The following is an 18627-nucleotide window of genomic DNA, read 5'->3' as shown; positions in this document are numbered from 1 at the left end:
CCGAGCAAGACGGGAGCCGCTCGGCTAGGATGCGCCGGCCATGCTCGGCGAAGCGAAGCGGATCTACCTGGCCACGCGGAAGAAGCACGATCAGCTCTTCAACACCTACCTGATGCGCCCGCTCGCCGGCGGCGTGGTCGCGCTCCTCGCGCGGACCGCGATCACGCCGAACCAGGTGACGCTGCTCAACCTCGCCGTGTTCGTCGTCGCGGCGGCGCTGCTCGTCGCGCTGCCCACGGCGGCGGGGGGCCTCGTCGCCGTCGCCGTGCTCGAGCTGAGCTACCTGCTCGACTGCGCCGACGGGATGCTGGCGCGCCACAAGCAGCTCGCGTCGAAGGAGGGCCACCTCTTCGACTTCTTCACGGACGAGCTCAAGGCGGTGCTCCTCTCGGGCGCCCTCTCGATGCGCCTCTTCAGCGCCGGCGGCCTCGGGCTGGACGGCGGCCGGTGGCCCGGCGGAGACCCGCGCTTCCTGCTCGCCGGCGTCGTCGGGGTCGCGGTGATCGCCTCGGCGATCTCGCTGACGAACTTCGTCCGCCGCCCGGAGATCAGCGGCAAGGAGACCTCGGTCTCCGCCTATTACGAGACCGCCACGGAGGAGCGGCCCCGGTCGCCCGCCGCCCGGGCGGCGGCGCTCGTGATGACGTTCCTGCGCTTCCTGAACCACTATCCGAGCCACATCTGGGCATTCGCGCTCGCGGACCGGCTCGACGTGTTCTTCTGGATGTATGTGCTGATCAACCTCCTCTACCTGGCGAAGGGCTGGCTCGGGCTGCTGCTGAGGTTCGGACGGTCATAGCCCCTCATCGCCCCCCGCCGTAGGGCCATGTCACAGGGCGAAGGCGTCAATGCGACCCACCCTGCGTTCCTGTGTGTGATGACCGAGCAGCGTGATTCGCACCGACGGACTGGTGGAGATCCTGGGCCCGGTTGCGGTATGAACGCCCGATGGAGATCCAAGATCTGTCCGACTTCCTGCGCGCCGATCCTCGCTTCACCACCCGTCGCAAGTGGCTGATCCTGAGCGAGTTCGTATACACCTCTACGGGTGAGAAGGTGGAAGAAGGCTTCCGCTACTTCACGTGCCCGATCGGAGCGCTCACCGCCGCCCTGGAGAGGCGGGACTTCGCCGCCATCGCGAAGCTCCCCTTCGCCTTGGATGAGGACGGCGACCCGGACACCTCCGCGGTGCGCCTGGATCTCGCCTACACCGCGTCCGGTGCGCTCGCCGCCTTCCAGCCCGTGGAGTTTCGTGACCACGCGCCCACGTGCCTATCGGCGCCCCTGATCCTCGAGCGCGCCGAGGCCCAGGCGCTCCGCGACATCCTGCGAGAGCTCGACCAGTCCGCCTAGCGAGGCGCCGCTTCGTCGTCCAGGCCGTCTCCGAGGTGAGGCGCCGAGAGCCCACCTCCAGCCGACCGCCGAAAACTGGCCCTCCTCCCCCTCCTGTGCCTACGGTCGGCGCGCCATGGACACGCCGCCTCGAACGCGCGCCGCAGCCACGCTCGCGGCGAACCGCCATGCGCTCGCGCTCCTCGCGCTCGCCGCGTTTCTCTCGGCCTGCGGCCGCTCCGGGAGCGCCGCCGACGCGCCCGTCGAGCTCCCCGGCGCCGCTGGAAGCCAGAAGGCCCAGGGCGCCTCCCCCGCCGCCCTCGCCTCCCCCGCCGCCCTCGCCTCCCCCGCCCCGGCCGAGGACGAGCCGCCGCCCGGCCTGCCCGAGGGCCCGCCCATCGTCTCGCTCGGCGGCGTCGCCACCCTGCCGGCGCCGCTCCCCGAGGGCCGCCCGCGGCTCGCCAGCACCTCGATGCTCACCCGCGTCCTTGCGCGGCCCAGCGCCGACGCGAAGCCCGTCGGCTTCCTGCGCGCCGGCGCGGTCGTGGAAATGGATCCCGAGCCCGCCGGCACGTCCGGCTGCCCCGGGGGCTTCCGCAAGGTCAAGCCGTTCGGCTACGTGTGCGTCGGCCCCGACGCGACGCTCGACCTCGACGACGAGATCGTCCGCGCCACGGCCCGCCGCCCCGACGTCACCCACAAGCTCCCGTACATGTACGGGACCGTCACGCGCGGCGGCCCGGCCTACGCGCGCCTCCCGACCGAGGACGATCTCGCGCGCTTCGAGCCGAGCCTCAAGAAGCACCTCGATCGCTGGGCCAAGGACGAGGAGAGCGGCGCCACCTACGGCCTCGACGTCTGGCTCAAATGGAGCGCCGAGCCCGCCCCGCCCGCGCTCGACGCCCTCGCGCAGCGCATCACCGATCGCGAGATCCCCTGGTACCTGCGCGACGGCCGGCGCGCCCCCAACCTCTCCGGCCTCATCAAGACCGGCGACGCCGTGAAGATCGACGAGGTCTCGCGGCGCAACGGGATGGCGTTCCTCGAGTCGTTCCTCCACGAGGGCCGGCGCTACAACGTCACCACCGATCTGCGCGTCGTCCCGGCCGACAGGTTCCGCCCCATCCGCGGCTCCGAGTTCCACGGCGTCGAGATCGGCAAGGACGTCGACTTCCCGTTCGCGCTCGTGCGCCGCGCCGGGGGCAAGCGATGGCGCGTCGTGGGCAAGAAGCTCGTCGACGGCGGAGAGCTCGAGTGGCGCTCCGCCGTGCCCCTCACCGGCAAACAGCAGTTCTTCGGCGGCAAGCTGCACTACGAGACGAAGGACGGCGACTGGGTCGACGACCGCCACGCCGGCCGCATCGACCCTGCCAAGAAGATGCCTGCCTGGGGCAAGAACGGCGAGAAGTGGCTCGACGTCAACATCACGAAGCAGGTGCTCGTCGCCTACGAGGGCACGAAGCCCGTCTATGCGACGCTGATCTCGAGCGGCGAGGCGGGGCTCGGTGACCACGAGTCCAGCACCGCGACCAAGCGCGGGATCTTCCGTATCCACACGAAGTTCGTCACGAGCACCATGGACTCGGACGCTGTCGGTGAGGAGTTCGAGCTGCGCGACGTGCCTTACGTGCAGTATTTCGAGGAGGGGTATGCGCTGCACGGCGCGTACTGGCACGACAAGTTCGGCCGGCCCAAGAGCCACGGCTGCATCAACCTGTCTCCAGAGGACGCCCGCCGCCTGTTCTTCTGGACCGAGCCGGCCGTCCCCCCGGGATGGCACGGCGCAGCGCGCTCGCTGACCGGCACCGTGGTGTTCGTCCACCCCTGAGCCGCGCGGCCCCTCTGCCGTGGAGCGCCCGCCAGGCCCTCGGCTCAGGGAGGGCAAGGGCAGCACGAACGCTCGGCGCGCTCCCACGCGAGAGGAGCGGGACAGATCGATCGGAGGTCACACGCCGTGCGACTGCCGGCTCGAACGGCGCCGAGGTCGTGGTAGCGTCCCGCCCATGCAGCTTGCCGTCGTGGGAACAGGGTATGTCGGCCTCGTCGCCGGCGCGGGGTTCGCGGATTTCGGGAATGACGTGGCGTGCGTCGACGTGTCCGCTGCCAAGATCGAGATGCTGAAGCGCGGAGAGGTGCCGATCTACGAGCCCGGCCTCGACGTGCTGATCGCGAAGAACACCCGCGACGGCAGGCTCCGGTTCTCCACCGACGTCGCCAGCGCCATCCGCGACGCCGAGATCGTCTTCATCGCCGTCGGTACGCCCCAGGCGGACGACGGCTCCGCCGACCTCTCCGCCGTCGAGGCCGTCGGCGAGACGATCGGCAAGAACCTGAACAATTTCAAGGTGATCGCCACGAAGAGCACGGTCCCCGTCGGGACGGCGGACCGGCTCCGGCAGATCATCGGCGCGAACGCCACCCAGCCGTTCGCTGTCGCGTCGAACCCGGAGTTCCTCAAGGAGGGTGACGCGGTCAACGACTTCATGAAGCCCGACCGCGTGATCATCGGCTCGGACGACCCGAAGGCCCGCGAGATCCTGCGCCACCTCTACAACCCGTTCGTGCGGGCGAGCGACCGCATCCAGCTCATGGACGCGCGCTCGGCCGAGCTCACCAAGTACGCCGCCAACGCGCTGCTCGCGTCGCGCATCTCGTTCATGAACGACCTGGCCGTGCTCGCGGAGAAGCTCGGCGCGGACATCGAGCTCGTGCGCAAGGGCGTCGGGGCCGACCCGCGCATCGGCACGAAGTTCCTGTTCGCCGGACCGGGGTTCGGCGGGTCGTGCTTCCCCAAGGACCTCTCGGCCATCCTCTACACCGCGGGCTCCGTCGGGCACGATCTGGAGATCGTCCGGGCGACCGAGCGGATCAACGCGCGGCAGAAGCAGCTGCTCGCCAGCAAGGTGAGCGCCCACTTCGACGGCGCGCTGAAGGGGAAGACGATCGCGGTCTGGGGGCTCGCGTTCAAGCCGCAGACGGACGACATCCGCGAGGCGCCGGCGCTCACGCTCATCGACGCGCTGCTCGAGGCGGGCGCGACGGTCCAGGCGCACGACCCGCAGGCGATGCCGAACGTGCGCGCCATCTACGGGAGCCGCATCCTCCTGAGCGACGGCATGTACGGCGCGGCCGAGGGCGCGGACGCGCTGGTCGTCGTCACCGAGTGGCACGAGTACCGGCGCCCGGACTTCCACCGGCTGAAGCGCATCCTGAGCTCCCCGACGCTCTTCGACGGGCGCAACATCTGGGAGCCGGACGAGCTCCGCGGCATGGGGTTCGCCTACACGGGCATCGGCAGGAAGTAGCGCGCGACGCCGGTGGCGCGCGCTACGCCGGCGGCGCCGCGCCCCTCAGGCGTCGTCGTGGTCTGGCGGCGGCGCCTGGCGGCGGGTGCTCGGCGCTTCCTCGCCGACGTACCGCGGCAAGCTCACGGGCGTGTGGTTGCGGTTGCCCGGCAGCTCCTCGCCGAGGTGCCGCGTCCCGTTCGCGGGCGTGTGCCGCCGGCTGCTCGGCGGCTCCTCGCCGAGGTGGCGCGCGGCCATCGACGTCGGCATCGACATCCGCCGGCTGCTCGGCGGCTCCTCGCCGGTGTGCCGGTCCCAGCGCCGCTCGAGCATCTTCCGATCGACGCCGATGAGCCGCGCCGCGGCCGCCTTGTTGCCGCCGCAGCTCTCGATCGCGTGGTGCAGGACGGCGCGCTCGATCACGCGGAGCTTCGATCCCAGCCGCTCGGGCAGCGCGAGCAGGGCGCGCGCCAGCCGGTCGATCTCCGCGGTGGCGTCCACCACCGGCCGCTCGCGCGCGAGCTCCTCGAGCGTGGGGACGTCGATGAGATCGTCGTCCGCGAGCAGCCCCAGCCGCTCGACGACGTTCCGGAGCTCGCGCACGTTGCCGGGCCAGGGCCGCCGGACCAGCCACGCGATCGCGTCGTCGGTGTAACGCAGCTTGCGCGGGAGCTCCGCGCTGAACGCGAGCAGGAGCTCGATGAGATCGGCGTCGCGCTCGGCCAGCGACGGGACGTGCACCGTGACGACGTTGAGCCGGTAGAAGAGGTCCTCCCGGAAGCGCCCCTCGCTGATGCGCTTCTCCAGGTCGACGTGGGTCGCGGCGAGGACGCGGGCGCGCAGCGGGATCTCCGACTCGGCGCCGAGGGGGCGGAAGCGGCGATCCTCGACGACGCGGAGGAGCTTCGCCTGGAGCTCGCCGGGCATCTCGGCGATCTCGTCGAGCAGGATGGTGCCCGCGCCCGCGAGCTCGAGCTGGCCGCGCATGCGCTTCTCGGCGCCGGTGAAGGCGCCGCGCTCGTGCCCGAAGATGAGCGACTCGATGAGCGTCCCCGGCAGCGCCGAGCAGTTCACCGCGATGAACGGCTCGCCGCGGCGCGAGCTCATCTCGTGCAGCGCGCGGGCGACCATCTCCTTGCCGCTGCCGGTCTCGCCGCGGATGAGCACCGTCTTGCTCGACTCGGCGACCCGCTCGATGATCCGGCGGACGCGCTCCATCCCCGCGGACGAGCCGAGGAGCGCCTTCGTGCCGAACGTGCGGTCGACCCGCTCGCGGAGCCGCACCACCTCGCCCTTCAGGAGCAGCCGCTCGCGCTGCCCCTCGATGATCGGCAGGAGCATCTCCGGGCAGAGCTCGTCCTTCAGCACGTAGTCCTGCGCGCCGAGCCGCATGGCCTCCCGGATCTCGGAGAGCTCGCTGACCGACGTGACCATCAGCGCCGGCGTGCTCCGCCCCGAGGCCCGCACCCGCCGCAGGATCTCCAGGCCGCCGCGGTCGCGCGGATCGTCCGACAGGCGCACGTCGAGGAGCAGGAGGTCCGGCGCGCTCCGCTCCACGACCGCCATCGCGTCGTCCAGGCCGACCGCCTCGAGCACCTCGACCTCGTCGAGCGCGGCCAGGATCTGCCGCAGCGTGCGGCGGCCGCTCCGCTGATCATCGACGATCAGGATCTTCACGCGACCTCGTCCTCCGCGGTCATGGAGACGTCGGCGGCGGGGATCGAGATCACGAACCGCGTCGTGCCGTCGCGCCGCTCCGGCTCGATCAGCCACCCGTGGGCCCGGACGATGCGGTGCGTGATGGCGAGCCCGAGCCCGGTCCCGCGGGGCTTCGTCGTGTACCAGGGCGCGAAGAGGCGCGACGCGTCCCCCGAGATGCCGGGCCCCGTGTCCCACACGACGAGCTCGGCGCCGCTCTCGGTGGTCTCCCAGACGACCCCGATCGTCCCCTTGTCGCCGGCCGCGTCGAGGCCGTTCGAGAGGAGGTTGACGAGCACCTGCGTGGCCTGATCGGGATCGCAGCGGAGCCTCGATCCAGCGCTCACGCGCGCCTCGATCCGCCGCTTCCCGAGCTGATCGCGCAGGAGCATCTCCGCCCGGCTGACGAGCTCCTCGACCGCGAGGCGGCGGCGCTCGAGCTTCCTGTGCGTCACCCGGCGCAGCCCCATCACGAGGCGCTCGAGGCGCTCGACCTCCTCGCAGCCGATGTCGACCTCCTCGGCGTCCAGGCTCTGGTTCTTCGACCCGCGCTTGAACACGGAGCGGAAGAAGTTGATCGGGTAGCGCACCTCGTGGGTGATCTCGGCCGCGAGCGTCTCGATGAGCGCCGCGCGCTCGTCGCGCCACGCGGCGGCCTGCTCCCGCCGCCGCCGCTCCAGCTCCGCGTAGCTGTGGGCGTGCGCCATGGCGAGCGCGGCCTGGTTGCCGATCGTGCGGAGCAGGTCGAGATCCTCGCTCGTGAAGAGGGCGCCGCCGCGCTTCTTGCCCACCTCGAGGACGCCGAGCAGCCGGCCGCGGAACATGACGGTCAGCGAGAGCTCGCTCGCGCTTGCGTCGGGCGGCTCGACCTCGATGACCCGCTCGCCGCTCGACTCGTCCGCCCTCGGCGCCGGCTCGCCGGGCGCGGCGCCGGCGTTGCCCGCGCTCGCGCCGTCGGCCGCGTCGATCGCGATGCGACGGAAGGTGACCCGCTCGCAGGAGAGCCAGCGCGCCACCGTGCGCTCGACCGCGAAGGCGACCTCGTCGGGGTCGGCGACGAGCGTCAGCTCCTCGCTGAGCTGCTCGACGGTGGGCTTGTACTCCGCGCGCGCCGGGAAGAGCTTCCGATCGCCGGCGCCGAGCGCGAACACGACGAGCGCCGCGCTGACGACGGCGGCCGGCGCCACGACCTTGATCGCGCCGAGCAGCGGGAGGCCGGCGTACCCCGCGCACGCGGAGCAGAGGATCACGGTGAGCGCGACCATCATGCAGGCGATGATGACGCGCGTGAGCGGGCGCGACAGGAGCGCTCGGCTCCCCCAGAGGTCGTAGCGGATGAACGCGACGACGCTCGAGACGGGCGTGAGGGCGAGCGCGGGGATCGCGAACCACGCGAGCGTCGACGCCGGGGCGCCGAGCATGGCCAGCATGAAGCCGAGGGCGATCACCACTTGCGGCGGCGCCATCGCGAGGAGCAGAACGCGCAGCGTGCGGCGGCGATCGCCCTCCGCCGCGGCGACGCGGAGGATCAGCGTGGCCGCGAAGAAGAAGAACGACGCCACGAAGAGGATCGCGCAGACGCTCCGGAGCGCGACGGTGGTCCAGCCCATGGCGTGCGAGGCGAGCAGGGCGGCGGCGAGCAGGCCGCCGAGCCCGTGCGCGATCCGCGCGACGACGGGGTAGCGCGCGATGAACGGGACGTCGTCCGGCAGCCGCAGCGCCAGCGTGAAGAGGCTCATCGGGACGAGCGCGTAGGCGACGTGGAAGAACGGGACGAGGTTGCGCGAGCTGTGGTAGTCGAACAGCGCGAACTGGAAGAGCGCGGCGAACAGCGCGGCGCTCGCGAAGGTGCGGGCGAGCTTGCCGTGGGGGCTCGCGCTGAGGGCGATGAGCGCGGCGCCCACGTGGAGCGAGGCGACGACCATCAGCCCGCCGGCGTAGAACCACCAGGCGAGCGCGTCGAAGGGGACGAGGGAGAGCTCGACGTCGCGCAGCCCCTCCGCCGTCTCGACGCGGGCGTGCACCGAGCTGTGCCCCTCGCGCGCCGCCCGCTCGACCGCGGCGTCCCAGGCGCTCGCGCGGTAGCGCCCCGCGGTGCTCTCGAGGCGCCAGCCGTCGACCTCGACGACGCGATCCGGGTACCGGAGGCCCTTCTGGAAGCCCTCCCAGGACGGCAGGCCCACGCTCGAGACAACGCCGTCCGGATCGACGAGCACGCCAGGGAACGGGCGCTCGTACCAGCTCAGAGCGCTCCTCATCCCCGAGCCGCCCAGCACGAGCGCCGCGAGGACGACCACCGCGAGGAGCCAACGGCGATTCTCGATAGCTGGCATCGGGAGAGCCGACGGCGCGCAAATTGCGCCGCCAGCCACCCACGATACGCTGGAACTCCGGGTGAACCAACGGGGCTCGCGCGCCGGACGGGGCGCAACGCGCCCGTCACCCGCGATCCCGGCGCCGCAGCGGCGCTACTACGCAATTATTATTACGTTTTCCCGCGGAGATGAGGGCGGGATCACCCCGCGGCGGGACGGCAGCGCGCTCAGGCGGCGCCCTCGTGCGCATCGCCGTCCGTGGCGTCCGCGAACACGACGTCCGCCAGCGCGCCGAAGCGCGACTCGACGTCGGCGACGGCGGCGGCGTCGGTCGCCGATCGCTCGAGCCGGTCGAGCAGGGCGGTGATTTCGTCGCGCACGCGCGGCGAGGGCGGCGGCGCCGCGCGGCTCGCGGCGAGGGCGCGGACGAGGAGCGAGAGCTGCCTCAGCACGGCGCCGGCGCCGTGGGCGCGCCGGCGCCGCGGGTCGCCCGCGGTGAGGCGGGCGTGGCGCACGAGCGCGCAGACGCCGTGGCAGAGGCTCGGGTCGACGAGCAGCGCCCGGACCGCCCAGCGCGCGAGGCGGCGCGAGTACAGGCGGCGGACGAGCGGCCCCTCGGCGCGGGCGTCGTGCCAGATGCGCGCGGCGCCGTCCTCGCCGACGGACACCAGCGCGAGCGCGATGGGATCTCCGGCGGCGAGGCAGGCTCGACCGGCGTCGATCCGGCCGTAGCCGTGCTTGGCGTTGTGGCCGTCGCGATCGCGCCCGTCGGGGAGCACGTCCCACGCGTCGGCGATCGGCTCGGCCGACGCGGGCGCCGCGGGAGGCACCGGGGCGAGCGTGCGCATCACGAGGGCGTCGAGCTCGGGCAGGCGGAGCGACGGGTTCTGCGACAGCACGAGGAGCAGCGAGCCCGCGGCGAGGGCCGAGGCCCCGCTCGACTCGGCGTGGCAGAGCCGCTCGAGCGCGGGGGTCGCGCTGGACGCGGGCGGCAGCGGGCAGGTGATGTCGTCGCCCGGCGCGAGCCACCGCACGGCCGGGCCGCGGTTGGCGAAGGGGCGGCTGCGCCCCCGCCGGTCCCGCCAGAGGAACCACCCGTCGCCGCGGGCGCCCGGGCCGACGCAGAACACGCGCGGGTCGCTCGCTGGCTCGCCGAACCCGAGCGAGAAGCTCGCGTGCAGCGACTCGGGCGGGCTCGAGGCCTCACGGCCCGTGGGGAACACGACAGGGCAGCCCCGGCCGCGGCGCCCGAGGCGGGCGGCGAACTCGAGCGCGTCGTCGAGCATGGGCGTCGTCGAGCCCTCGACGTACGCGGCGCACACCACGACGTCGGCGCCGTCGCTGACCGCCCGGACGATCGCGACCGGCAGGGCGAGGACGCACGATCCAGGCTTCGGGATCAGGTAGAGCCGGGGCGACGCGTCCGGCGCGACGCCGCGGAACCCGCCGGGGTGACGGCCCCCGACGGCCCACGCGACCATGAACGCGCCGTGCGCCTGGCTGCGCGGCGGCCGCTCCATCATGACGAGCACCTCGCGCTCGAGGCCGAGCTCGTCGGCCGTCCAGGCGTCGTCGTCGATGACCCCGAGGCGCATCCCGGCGCCGCCCCCGCAGCGGCGGCGATCGACGCCGATCCCGCCGCCCTCGTCGCGCAGGAACCAGCGGCCGGGGGTGACGGGCTCGTCCTCGACCGATGCGCTGCGCGCCTTCCAACCCTCAGGGCGCGCCGCGGCGCCGGCGGCCGCGTCGAAGCGCGGAGCGACGGCGGCGCTCGGGCGCCGGGCCGACGCGACGTAGCGCACCGGCAGCGCCGCGGCCGAGAGCGCCGCGGCGACGTCCGCGCGCCGCCCGCGGTCGGGGGAGCGGACGCGGAGCCAGAAGATGGGCGTCCGTTCGATGACGCGCTCGACCGCGACGCCAGACCAGCGCGCCCCGAGCGCCGCGGCGACCGCGTCGGGCGCGACGGGGCACCGCGAGGCGACGACGATGTCGAGGGGACCATCGTCGTCGTCGCCGGCGGCGGTGGGGACCGGGGCATAGCCGAAGTCCCACGGCGGGCGCCGCGGGCGCGCCCTGGGCGCGGCGGACGACGCGGGGGGCGGCGCGCTCTTGCGGCCGGGCGCCGGACGCGCGCGCGCGGACCCCTCCTCCGGAGAGCCCGCCCCCCCTCGCGCGGCCGCGCCGCGGCCGCGGCTCATGCCAGCACGGCCCTGGCCCACGCGTTGAGCGCGTGGGCGCGGTTCGCGAAGCCGGGGCTCTCGGCCTCGCACCGCGCGAGCTCCTGCGCTTGCGCCGCCCTCCCCTCCGCCCAGGCCGCGACGCGGCGAGCGCCGAGCACCGCGGCGCGCCGCCGCGCGGCGCGGAAGCACCGGCGCTCGCCGTCGAGCATCGCCGCGAGGACGCCGGACTCGAGGACCATCCGGCGGACGGGGAGCAGGGACGAGGGCGCGTCGGGGGTCGGCGGCTCGCCCTGCGCCCTGGGCGTCACCGCGATCCCCCAGGGCGGCGTGCCGAGCGGTCCGTACGCGACCGCGCCGCGGTGGCGCGGCTCCGAGGCGCGCTCCCGATCGCGCTCTTCGGCCCCGGGCTCTCCGTGCGCGCGCGATCGGAGCTCCGAGGCCAGGACGACGGCCCAGGCGCCGCCTCGCTGGTAATCGTCCTGCCAGTCCATGACGTCGTCGTGGAGCTGCAGCCCGAGCCCCACCGACGACAGCAGCCGCGCGAGCACCTCGCGCCGCTCGGCCGTCCAGCCTGCGGCGTGAGCGAGGGCGATCGACGCCGGGAAGCCGACGCTCTGCTTGCCGAGGGAGAGCGCGTAATAGCGGCTGAACCCGGCGGGCCCGCCGCTCGCGAGGAGGCTGCGCTCGGTCTCGATGGCGAACAGCGTCGCTTCGTCCGCGCGCGCGAAATCGATGGCCGGGTCGTCGACGCCTGGCGCGACGCGGCGGAGCGCCTCGTCGCGCGCCCGCCGAGCGTGCGCCAGGATGGCCTCGATCTGCCATGTCGGGCGGACCTGCTTGTCCTTGATGCGATCGGTGCCGAACGCCTCGATGACGGCGAGCAGGTGCGCGAGGAGCGCGTCCTGCACCGTGGCCCCGCGGACGCCCGGCATGGCCTCCGCGAGCAGCGCGGGCGCGGCCAGCGTGAACTCGTTGCTGAACAAGGCGCTCCAGGGCACGTCGCGCGACGGGGACAGGCCGAGCGTGTAGGCCAGCCCCTGCGCGTCGGCGTGCAGCATCCCGGGGAGGGTCCGCCAGAACGCCTTGTAGAGCTCGTCCACCCAGAGGGCGTCATCCATGCGCGGGCACCTCCATCACCCCGCGCGGCGCGCCGGGCTCGGCGCTCGCGGTGCGCGGCGCGCTCCGGGCGCCGGTAGATGGCACCGGGGCAGAGCCGCGCCGGTGAGACGTACGCCGATGGCGGTGCAACCCCGCCTGTCGCCTGCGCCGCAGCATCAATAGACGTTCGACTCCTTCCAGGGCGACAGGCACACGTTGAAGCGCTCCTCGACCACGATCGCGCGCCACTGGAGCACCTGGGAGGCGCTCAGCCCATCGAAGAAGCCGCCGATCCAGGAGCGGATGCGGCCGTTGAGCTGCGCGCGGATCCTGGCCGCGTCCACCGGCTCCTCATCTGCCTCGGGCGCGACGATGTAGAGGGCGAGCAGCTGCTTGAACTCGTCGAAGTGCTCCTGGTTTCGGAGCAGGGAGATGTAGAGCGCGCGCAGCTGTGCGTGCGGGTCGATCGAATTTACCGTTTGCATGGGCCTCCGCCGCCGGTCCACCGCCGGCGTCGGACGGCACATTGCACGTCACGGGCCGCCGTGAGCCAGCGCGTAAGCCATTGAAATTACTCGATCGCCAGCGGCGGCCGGAGCGGCGCGATACCCGAAACCGACCATCATCTGCCCGAATCCGACCGCTCCGCTCGACGCGATGTCGCCTTTCCACGGAGGTGGACATAGACATGTCCAGCGCTGCACGTGCCCGACTCGACACCAGCGGGGATCGCAAGAGACGAACCGGCACAGGCCGTTCATTTCATACGCAGCCGAATCGATCAGTGGAGCTGGATCACTTCCCGCCGCCGAAGCTCGGGCTGCCCCCACCGCTCGGAATGAAGATGACGCCGCCGCCGCCCCCACCGCAGTCGCTGAGCGCGATGAGAATGAGGAGGACGACGATCAGGACGACGACGATGGCGACGACCCTTCCGGCGCCGGCGCCCGTCCCGTCGCCGAACGAGGGGCTCGGCGGGGGTGGCAGGTGGAAGGCGGCGGCGAGCTCCTTCCCTGGAAGCGGTGAGCAGAACGACACGCTCACCTCGGTCGGGGCCTGCTCGACGCTGACCTTGCCGCCCTCGCCCTGGTACTCCGTGGCCTGCACGGCCTCGCCGATCTCGACCTTCCAGTAGAACTCGCCGATGACGTATTCCACCTCGGCGTGGACGCTCTGCTTGAGCGCATACGTCCGCCCTTGGTAGCTCGCCGTCGAGCCCATCGGCTGGACCTCGCCGGGCGAGAGAGGCGTCACGAGCTGCCACGCCCCGTCCTCTTCCATGAGCCACAGGTAGCCAACGCTCGGTCCGCCGTAGAGCAGGTACTCGCGCCAGCGGTAACGCTCGCCCTCCACGGTGCAGCCCCGGATGACGAAGCCGATGCAGAGCACGCGCATGCCGCGGAGCTGGCCCTCGGCGCCGAGCGGGACGTACGGCTCCATGGGCGGCCTGGGGACCTGGCCGAGCGCGACGAGCGCGCCCTTCGTGAGGTCGCTCGCCGTACCGCAGTACCGGCAGACGATGCGCTCCGTCGTGCCGGGCGCGGCGAGCGGCAGGTTGCCGCCGCAGCTCGGGCACGCGACGGCCGACACCTGCGCCGTGGGCTGGTCCACAGGGGCCCCGGTGTCGAGCTTCATGATGGCCGGGTCGATCTGCCGGCCCAGGTAGAGCTTGGGCGGGATCGTCCGCCCGTCGCCGTAGTCGAGCGTCCCGAACTCGCCCCTCGGCCCCGCGATGTCGACGAAGCCCGTCACCACGCCCGGCGCGGCGACGTGGGGCATCTCTCCTTCGGCCGAGATCACGCGCCGGCGGCCGACCTCGACGACGGTGAACATGCCGTGCCCCTCGAGGTGGACACGGCCGCCCGGCTGGAGGGAGCTCCACTGCGGCAGCCCGTTCAGCGGGAGCGGCGCCTCGGTGGTGGCGTACCAGCGCCCCTGGGCGAACGCGACCCACGTCCAGCGGCCGCTGGCCGGGAACGCGACGAAGATCTCCTGCCAGGGCGCGCCCGGCGCGCTGGCCCGATCGAGCTGGACGCGGCCGTCGACCACGAACGGCTCGTTGCCCCAACGCCCGGTGACGCCGAGCTGGAGAGGCGTGGGGATCTCGACCAAGTCGGCGACGCGGCCGACGGCGCGGAGGTCCCGATCGGTGCGCGCGACGACGAACTTGCAGTGCTTGCACACCTGCGCCATCGCGCCCGCGAAGCGAAACGTGATCGGCGCGCCGCAGGAAGGGCACGCGGCAGCTCGGTCGAAGGGCGTGCTCACGCGAGCACCATACTAGAGGCCTCGACGACGGAAGAGGAAGCGTTTCGGGCGCGCCGGCGAGCCCGAACAGGCTGTGGTCCAGCGCGAGCGGTGCTAGGACCGCGCCGATGCCGGCCACCGAGGAGAGCCCTGCGGGAGCTCGGGGCGCCCCTCCCGGGGACGCCCTGGCGCCCTTCCCTGCGGCGCAGCCGCTGCCCCGGCTCGTGCACCCGGCGCTCCTCGCGAGCGTGTTCGTCATCGCCACGTCGGGGCTCGTCTACGAGCTCATCACCGGCACGCTCGCGAGCTACGTCCTCGGCGACTCGGTGACGCAGTTCAGCTTCGTCATCGGCCTTTACCTGTTCGCGATGGGGATCGGCTCGTACCTCTCCCAGTACATCGAGACCCGGCTCCTCGAGCGCTTCGTCGAGATCGAGCTCGGCCTCGCGCTCGTCGGCGGGCTCTCCGCGCCGATGCTCTTCCGGGTCTACACCGCGCTCGGGTCGTTCCGCGCGCTGCTCTACTCGCTCGTGCTGCTCATCGGGATGCTCGTGGGGCTCGAGATCCCGCTGCTCATCCGGCTGCTCAACTTCTCGCTGGATCTCAAGCGGCTCGTCGCGCGCGTGCTCACGCTCGACTACATCGGCGCGCTGGCCGCGAGCCTGCTCTTCCCCTCGCTCCTCCTGCCGCGCCTCGGGATCCACCAGACGAGCCTGTTCTTCGGCGTGCTCAACGCGGCCGTCGCGCTCACGAGCACGTTCCTGTTCCCGCTCGATCGCGCCGTCGTCGTCCGGCTGCGGGCGCTCTGCCTGATCGTGATCGCCGGGCTCGGGGTCGCCTTCGCGCTCGTCTCGCGGTTCGTCGAGCGCTCGGAGGCGCTCTATTTCGGGGCGCCCATCGTCTACGCGGCGCAGTCGCCGTACCAGCGCCTCGTCATCACGAGGAGCACGCGCACGACGCGCCTCTTCCTCAACGGCAACCTCCAGTTCTCGTCGGACGACGAGCACCGGTACCACGAGGTGCTCGTGCACCCGGCCGTCGCCGCGCTGGGGCGCGAGCCGCGGCGCGCGCTGATCCTCGGCGGCGGCGACGGGCTCGCCGCGCGCGAGCTGCTCCGTTACCCGTCGGTCGAGCAGATCTTGCTCGTCGACCTCGACGGCGCGGTCACCGGCGCCTTCCGCGATCTGCCGCTCGCCGCGGACCTGAACCAGGGCTCGCTGCGCGACCCGCGCGTGGCCGTCCGCAACGAGGACGCGTTCAAGTACCTCGAGGAGTCGACCGAGTCGTTCGATCTCGCGATCGTCGACTTCCCCGATCCCGGCAACTACGCCGTCGGCAAGCTGTACACCGACGCCTTCTATCACCTGCTCCGGCAGCGGCTCTCCGTGCGCGGGCTCGCCGTCGTCCAGGCGACGTCGCCCCACTACGCGCGCGAGTCGTTCTGGAGCGTCGTGACGACGCTCGAGGCGGCCGGCTTCAAGACCGCGCCGCTCCACGTCTACGTGCCGAGCTTCGGCGAGTGGGGCTTCATCCTGGCGGGCGGCGAGGGGCTCGCCGCGCCCGGCGCCCTCCGGATCGATCCGTCGAGCCTCCGCTACCTCGACTCGAGCGGCCTGCCGGAGCTCTTCCGGTTCCCCCGTGATCTCGGCCGCGTCGAGGCGCCGATCAACCGGCTGAACGACCAGAAGCTCGTCTCCGTGTACACGCGCGAGTGGGCCGAGTGGACCCGGTGATCCGGTGAACCGCCGCGGCTTCCTGAGCTCCGTGGCCGCGGGCTGGGTCGTGCACACGGCCTCGCCGGGGCGCGCGCCGCTCGCCGGCGAGATCGTCGGCGCGGCCCACGGCGCGGGCCACCTGCTCCGCGGCGGGCCGCTGCCCGCGGCGAGCGGCCCCGCCGAGCGCGCGGACGTCGTGATCGTCGGCGGCGGGGTGAGCGGGTTGTCGGCCGCGTGGCGGCTCGCCGGCGCCGGGCTCGATCTGCGGGTCCTCGAGCTCGAGCCGAGGCCGGGCGGCACGAGCGCGTGGGGCGACGACGGCGTCGTGCCGTACCCGTGGGGCGCGCACTACCTCGCCGCGCCGAACGTCGAGGCGCGCGCGACGCTGCGGCTGCTCGAGCAGATGGGCGTCGTCACCGGGTGGGACGCGGCGGGGCGCCCCGTGTTCGATCCGCGGCGGCTGTGCCACGCGCCGGGCGAGCGGCTGTTCTACGAGGGCGCGTGGCACAGCGGCCTCGCGCCGGTCGACGCGCTCTCGAGCGAGGCGCTGGACGAGCTCGAGAGGTTCCACGCGCTCGAGGAGGAGCTCACGGAGCTCACCGGCAGCGACGGGCTCCCGGCGTTCCAGATCCCGCTCGATCGCTCCTCCCGCGACCCCGATCTCCTCCGGCTCGACCGGATGAGCATGGCGGCGTGGCTCGATCGCGAGGGGTACCGCACGCCGTTCCTGCGCTGGTACGTGCGCTACGCGATGCTCGACGACTTCGGCGGCGCGCCCGAGGAGATCTCGGCCTGGGCGGGGCTGCACTACTTCGCGGGGCGCAAGGCGCGCGCGCCCGAGCTCGCGGGCAGCCGCTACCTCGTCTGGCCCGAGGGCAACGGCCGGCTCGTGAAGGCGCTGCTCGAGCGCGCGGCGCCGCGCGTGTCGCTCGGCGCGCTCGTCACGTCGGTGCGCCCGCAGCCGAGCGGCCGCGTCGAGATCGACTACGTCGACGTGCAGCGCGGCGAGGCGCGCCGCGTCGAGGCCCGCGCGGCGATCCTCGCGGCGCCCGCGTTCGTCGTGCGCCGGATCTTCGCGGGGAGCGCGGCGGGCGAGCTGCCGGAGCGGGTCGCGTCGGCGTGGCTCGTGGCGAACCTGCACGTCGAGCGGCCCATCGACCCCAACCACGCGTGGGATTCCGTCCTCTACGGCGCGGAGGGGCTCGGCTACGTCGATGCCCGCCACCAGCTCACCGATCTCGCGGCGGCGACGACGCAGCGGTCGCGCCTCGCGACGCCGGTGCAGCGCACCGTGCTGACGTACTACCGCGCCTTCGGCGGGCCGGACGTCGCCGCCGCGCGCGCGGCGCTGCTCCGCGCGCCGTGGGCGTCGCTCGCCGACGGCGTGCTGCGCGATCTCGCGCCGGCGCACCCGCACCTGCGCGACGACGTCGAGCGGATGGACGTCATGATCTGGGGGCACGCGATGCCGCGCCCGCGCCCCGGCTTCCTCGGCCCGCGGCCGTTCGAGCCGCGCTGCGCGCTGTCCGAGCGCGTCGCCTGGGCCCACGTCGATCAGCCGGGGATGGCGCTCTTCGAGGAGGCGCACGCCTGCGGCGTGCGCGCCGCCGAGACGATCGCGGCCTCGGCGGGGATCGCGATCGGCGAGAGCTGGCTCTGAGCTCGAGCGCCCGTCGCCTCGGCGCGCGCCGCGCGGAACCCCACGTCCTCTCCCATCTTTCAAGAGCAAAGTGCGTCCGGCGAGCGAGCGCCTCCGGAACTGTGCTTTGCCCCTGCCGCCGGCCGCTTCCAGCGGCCACAGAGCGGCCGCTGTGGGAGATCCGGCCCAGGATTTCAGCTTTGCCCTCGCCTTGAACTTGCGCTGCCCCCCTGCTCCGCGTCTACTCTCTGCCCATGTTGCGGACCCGGTTTGCCGGGATGACGGATACCGGGCTCCTCCGGGACCACAATGAGGACAACCTCCTCGTCAGCGAGGAGTACCGTGTCGTGGCCGTGGCGGATGGAATGGGCGGACACCGCTCGGGCGACGTCGCGAGCCAGCTTGCCGTGAGCACCCTCTCGGACTTCCTGTCCGTGACGGTCGGGAGGGACGCCACCTGGCCCTTCCCTGCCGATCCGAACCTGACCGAGGAGGAGAACTACGTCGTCACCGGCCTCAGGCTGGCGAACCGGCGCATCTTCGATCGCTCGCTCAAGACGCTCGCCGACTTCGGCATGGGCACGACGATCGTGGCGGCGATGTTCTCCAAGGACGCCGAGCACGTGACGGTGGGTCACGTCGGGGACAGCCGCTGCTATCGCCTGCGCGACAGCCAGATCACGCAGCTCACCCGCGATCACTCGCTCGTCAGCGACGCGGCGCACATGGCGCCGTGGATGACCGAGGAGGAGGTCAGGCAGCTGCCGGCCAACGTCATCACGCGCGCGCTCGGCATCCGCGAGGACGTCCTCGTCGATCTCGTGACGGACGAGACGCGGCACGGTGACGTGTACCTCCTCTGCTCGGACGGCCTGTCGGGGCTGGTGAGCGACGATCAGATCCTCGAGCTCGTGATGTCCAGCGGCTCGCTGGACGCTGCGTGCAAGGCGCTCATCGATCGGGCGAACTACTTCGGCGGCACCGACAACATCACGGTCGTCCTCGCCCGCGTCGAAGAGGTGCCCGACGGCAAGCGCCCCTTCAACGACGAGCCCACCCAGGAAAGCCGCTAGCCCGCCGCGCAGCGCCGCTCTGCGGCCGCGCGCGAGCTCCCGACAC

General features: G+C 72.9%; 13 protein-coding genes. 7 read left to right on the top strand and 6 right to left on the bottom strand.

What is annotated here, in order from left to right; all coding sequences use genetic code 11:
• Positions 1–40 precede the first annotated feature (40 nt).
• The 4 genes from WMF27_RS14220 (at position 41) to WMF27_RS14205 (ending at position 4637) form a co-directional block, all read left to right on the top strand.
• On the top strand, positions 41–799 hold the full coding sequence (locus tag WMF27_RS14220) for a CDP-alcohol phosphatidyltransferase family protein (RefSeq protein ID WP_437299833.1): 759 nt from the start codon (positions 41–43) through the stop codon (positions 797–799).
• 149 nt (positions 800–948) lie between these two features.
• A complete protein-coding gene (locus WMF27_RS14215; RefSeq protein ID WP_437944192.1) occupies positions 949–1353 on the top strand; it encodes a hypothetical protein in 405 nt (134 codons plus the stop codon).
• A gap of 115 nt (positions 1354–1468) precedes the next feature.
• Positions 1469–3160 carry a L,D-transpeptidase gene (locus WMF27_RS14210; RefSeq protein WP_437944191.1) on the top strand — a complete coding sequence of 564 codons (1692 nt, stop codon included), beginning with the start codon at positions 1469–1471 and terminating at the stop codon, positions 3158–3160.
• Between the two features lie 175 nt (positions 3161–3335).
• Positions 3336–4637, top strand: coding sequence for a UDP-glucose dehydrogenase family protein (locus WMF27_RS14205; protein ID WP_437768339.1), 1302 nt, complete (start codon positions 3336–3338; stop codon positions 4635–4637).
• A 45-nt stretch (positions 4638–4682) separates the two neighbouring features.
• Here WMF27_RS14205 and WMF27_RS14200 read toward each other — a convergent pair whose 3' ends face one another.
• From WMF27_RS14200 to WMF27_RS14175, 6 genes are all read right to left on the bottom strand, one after another.
• The gene (locus WMF27_RS14200; RefSeq protein WP_437944190.1) at positions 4683–6293 is read right to left on the bottom strand and encodes a sigma-54-dependent transcriptional regulator; all 1611 of its coding nucleotides are present in this window, start codon (positions 6291–6293) and stop codon (positions 4683–4685) included.
• A complete protein-coding gene (locus WMF27_RS14195; protein WP_437944189.1) occupies positions 6290–8647 on the bottom strand; it encodes an ATP-binding protein in 2358 nt (785 codons plus the stop codon). The genes WMF27_RS14200 and WMF27_RS14195 overlap by 4 nt, the downstream gene beginning before the upstream one ends.
• 209 nt (positions 8648–8856) lie before the next feature.
• Positions 8857–10827: a S8/S53 family peptidase gene (locus WMF27_RS14190; protein WP_437768342.1), complete on the bottom strand. Its 1971-nt coding sequence runs from the start codon at positions 10825–10827 to the stop codon at positions 8857–8859.
• Complete coding sequence (locus tag WMF27_RS14185; RefSeq protein WP_437768343.1) at positions 10824–11927, bottom strand: hypothetical protein; 1104 nt, start codon at positions 11925–11927, stop codon at positions 10824–10826. The genes WMF27_RS14190 and WMF27_RS14185 overlap by 4 nt, the downstream gene beginning before the upstream one ends.
• Before the next feature lie 156 nt (positions 11928–12083).
• Positions 12084–12392 carry a hypothetical protein gene (locus tag WMF27_RS14180; protein WP_437768344.1) on the bottom strand — a complete coding sequence of 103 codons (309 nt, stop codon included), beginning with the start codon at positions 12390–12392 and terminating at the stop codon, positions 12084–12086.
• Positions 12393–12702: 310 nt separating this feature from the next.
• Positions 12703–14175 carry a DUF4178 domain-containing protein gene (locus WMF27_RS14175; RefSeq protein ID WP_437768345.1) on the bottom strand — a complete coding sequence of 491 codons (1473 nt, stop codon included), beginning with the start codon at positions 14173–14175 and terminating at the stop codon, positions 12703–12705.
• A 107-nt stretch (positions 14176–14282) separates the two neighbouring features.
• Here WMF27_RS14175 and WMF27_RS14170 point away from each other — a divergent pair, with 107 nt between their 5' ends.
• The 3 genes from WMF27_RS14170 to WMF27_RS14160 all read left to right on the top strand — a co-directional run bounded on the left by WMF27_RS14170 (position 14283) and on the right by WMF27_RS14160 (position 18581).
• Positions 14283–15887, top strand: a complete 1605-nt coding sequence (locus tag WMF27_RS14170; RefSeq protein ID WP_437768346.1) for a polyamine aminopropyltransferase — start codon at positions 14283–14285, stop codon at positions 15885–15887.
• A 4-nt stretch (positions 15888–15891) separates the two neighbouring features.
• Positions 15892–17529, top strand: a complete 1638-nt coding sequence (locus WMF27_RS14165) for an FAD-dependent oxidoreductase (protein ID WP_437768347.1) — start codon at positions 15892–15894, stop codon at positions 17527–17529.
• Between the two features lie 233 nt (positions 17530–17762).
• The gene (locus tag WMF27_RS14160; RefSeq protein ID WP_012235416.1) at positions 17763–18581 is read left to right on the top strand and encodes a PP2C family protein-serine/threonine phosphatase; all 819 of its coding nucleotides are present in this window, start codon (positions 17763–17765) and stop codon (positions 18579–18581) included.
• The last annotated feature ends 46 nt before the right edge of the window (positions 18582–18627 follow it).

The sequence above is a fragment of the Sorangium sp. So ce281 genome (assembly GCF_051527395.1).
GTDB classification, from domain to species: domain Bacteria; phylum Myxococcota_A; class Polyangia; order Polyangiales; family Polyangiaceae; genus Sorangium; species Sorangium cellulosum_B.
This window is presented reverse-complemented; position numbering and strand designations above follow the sequence as displayed.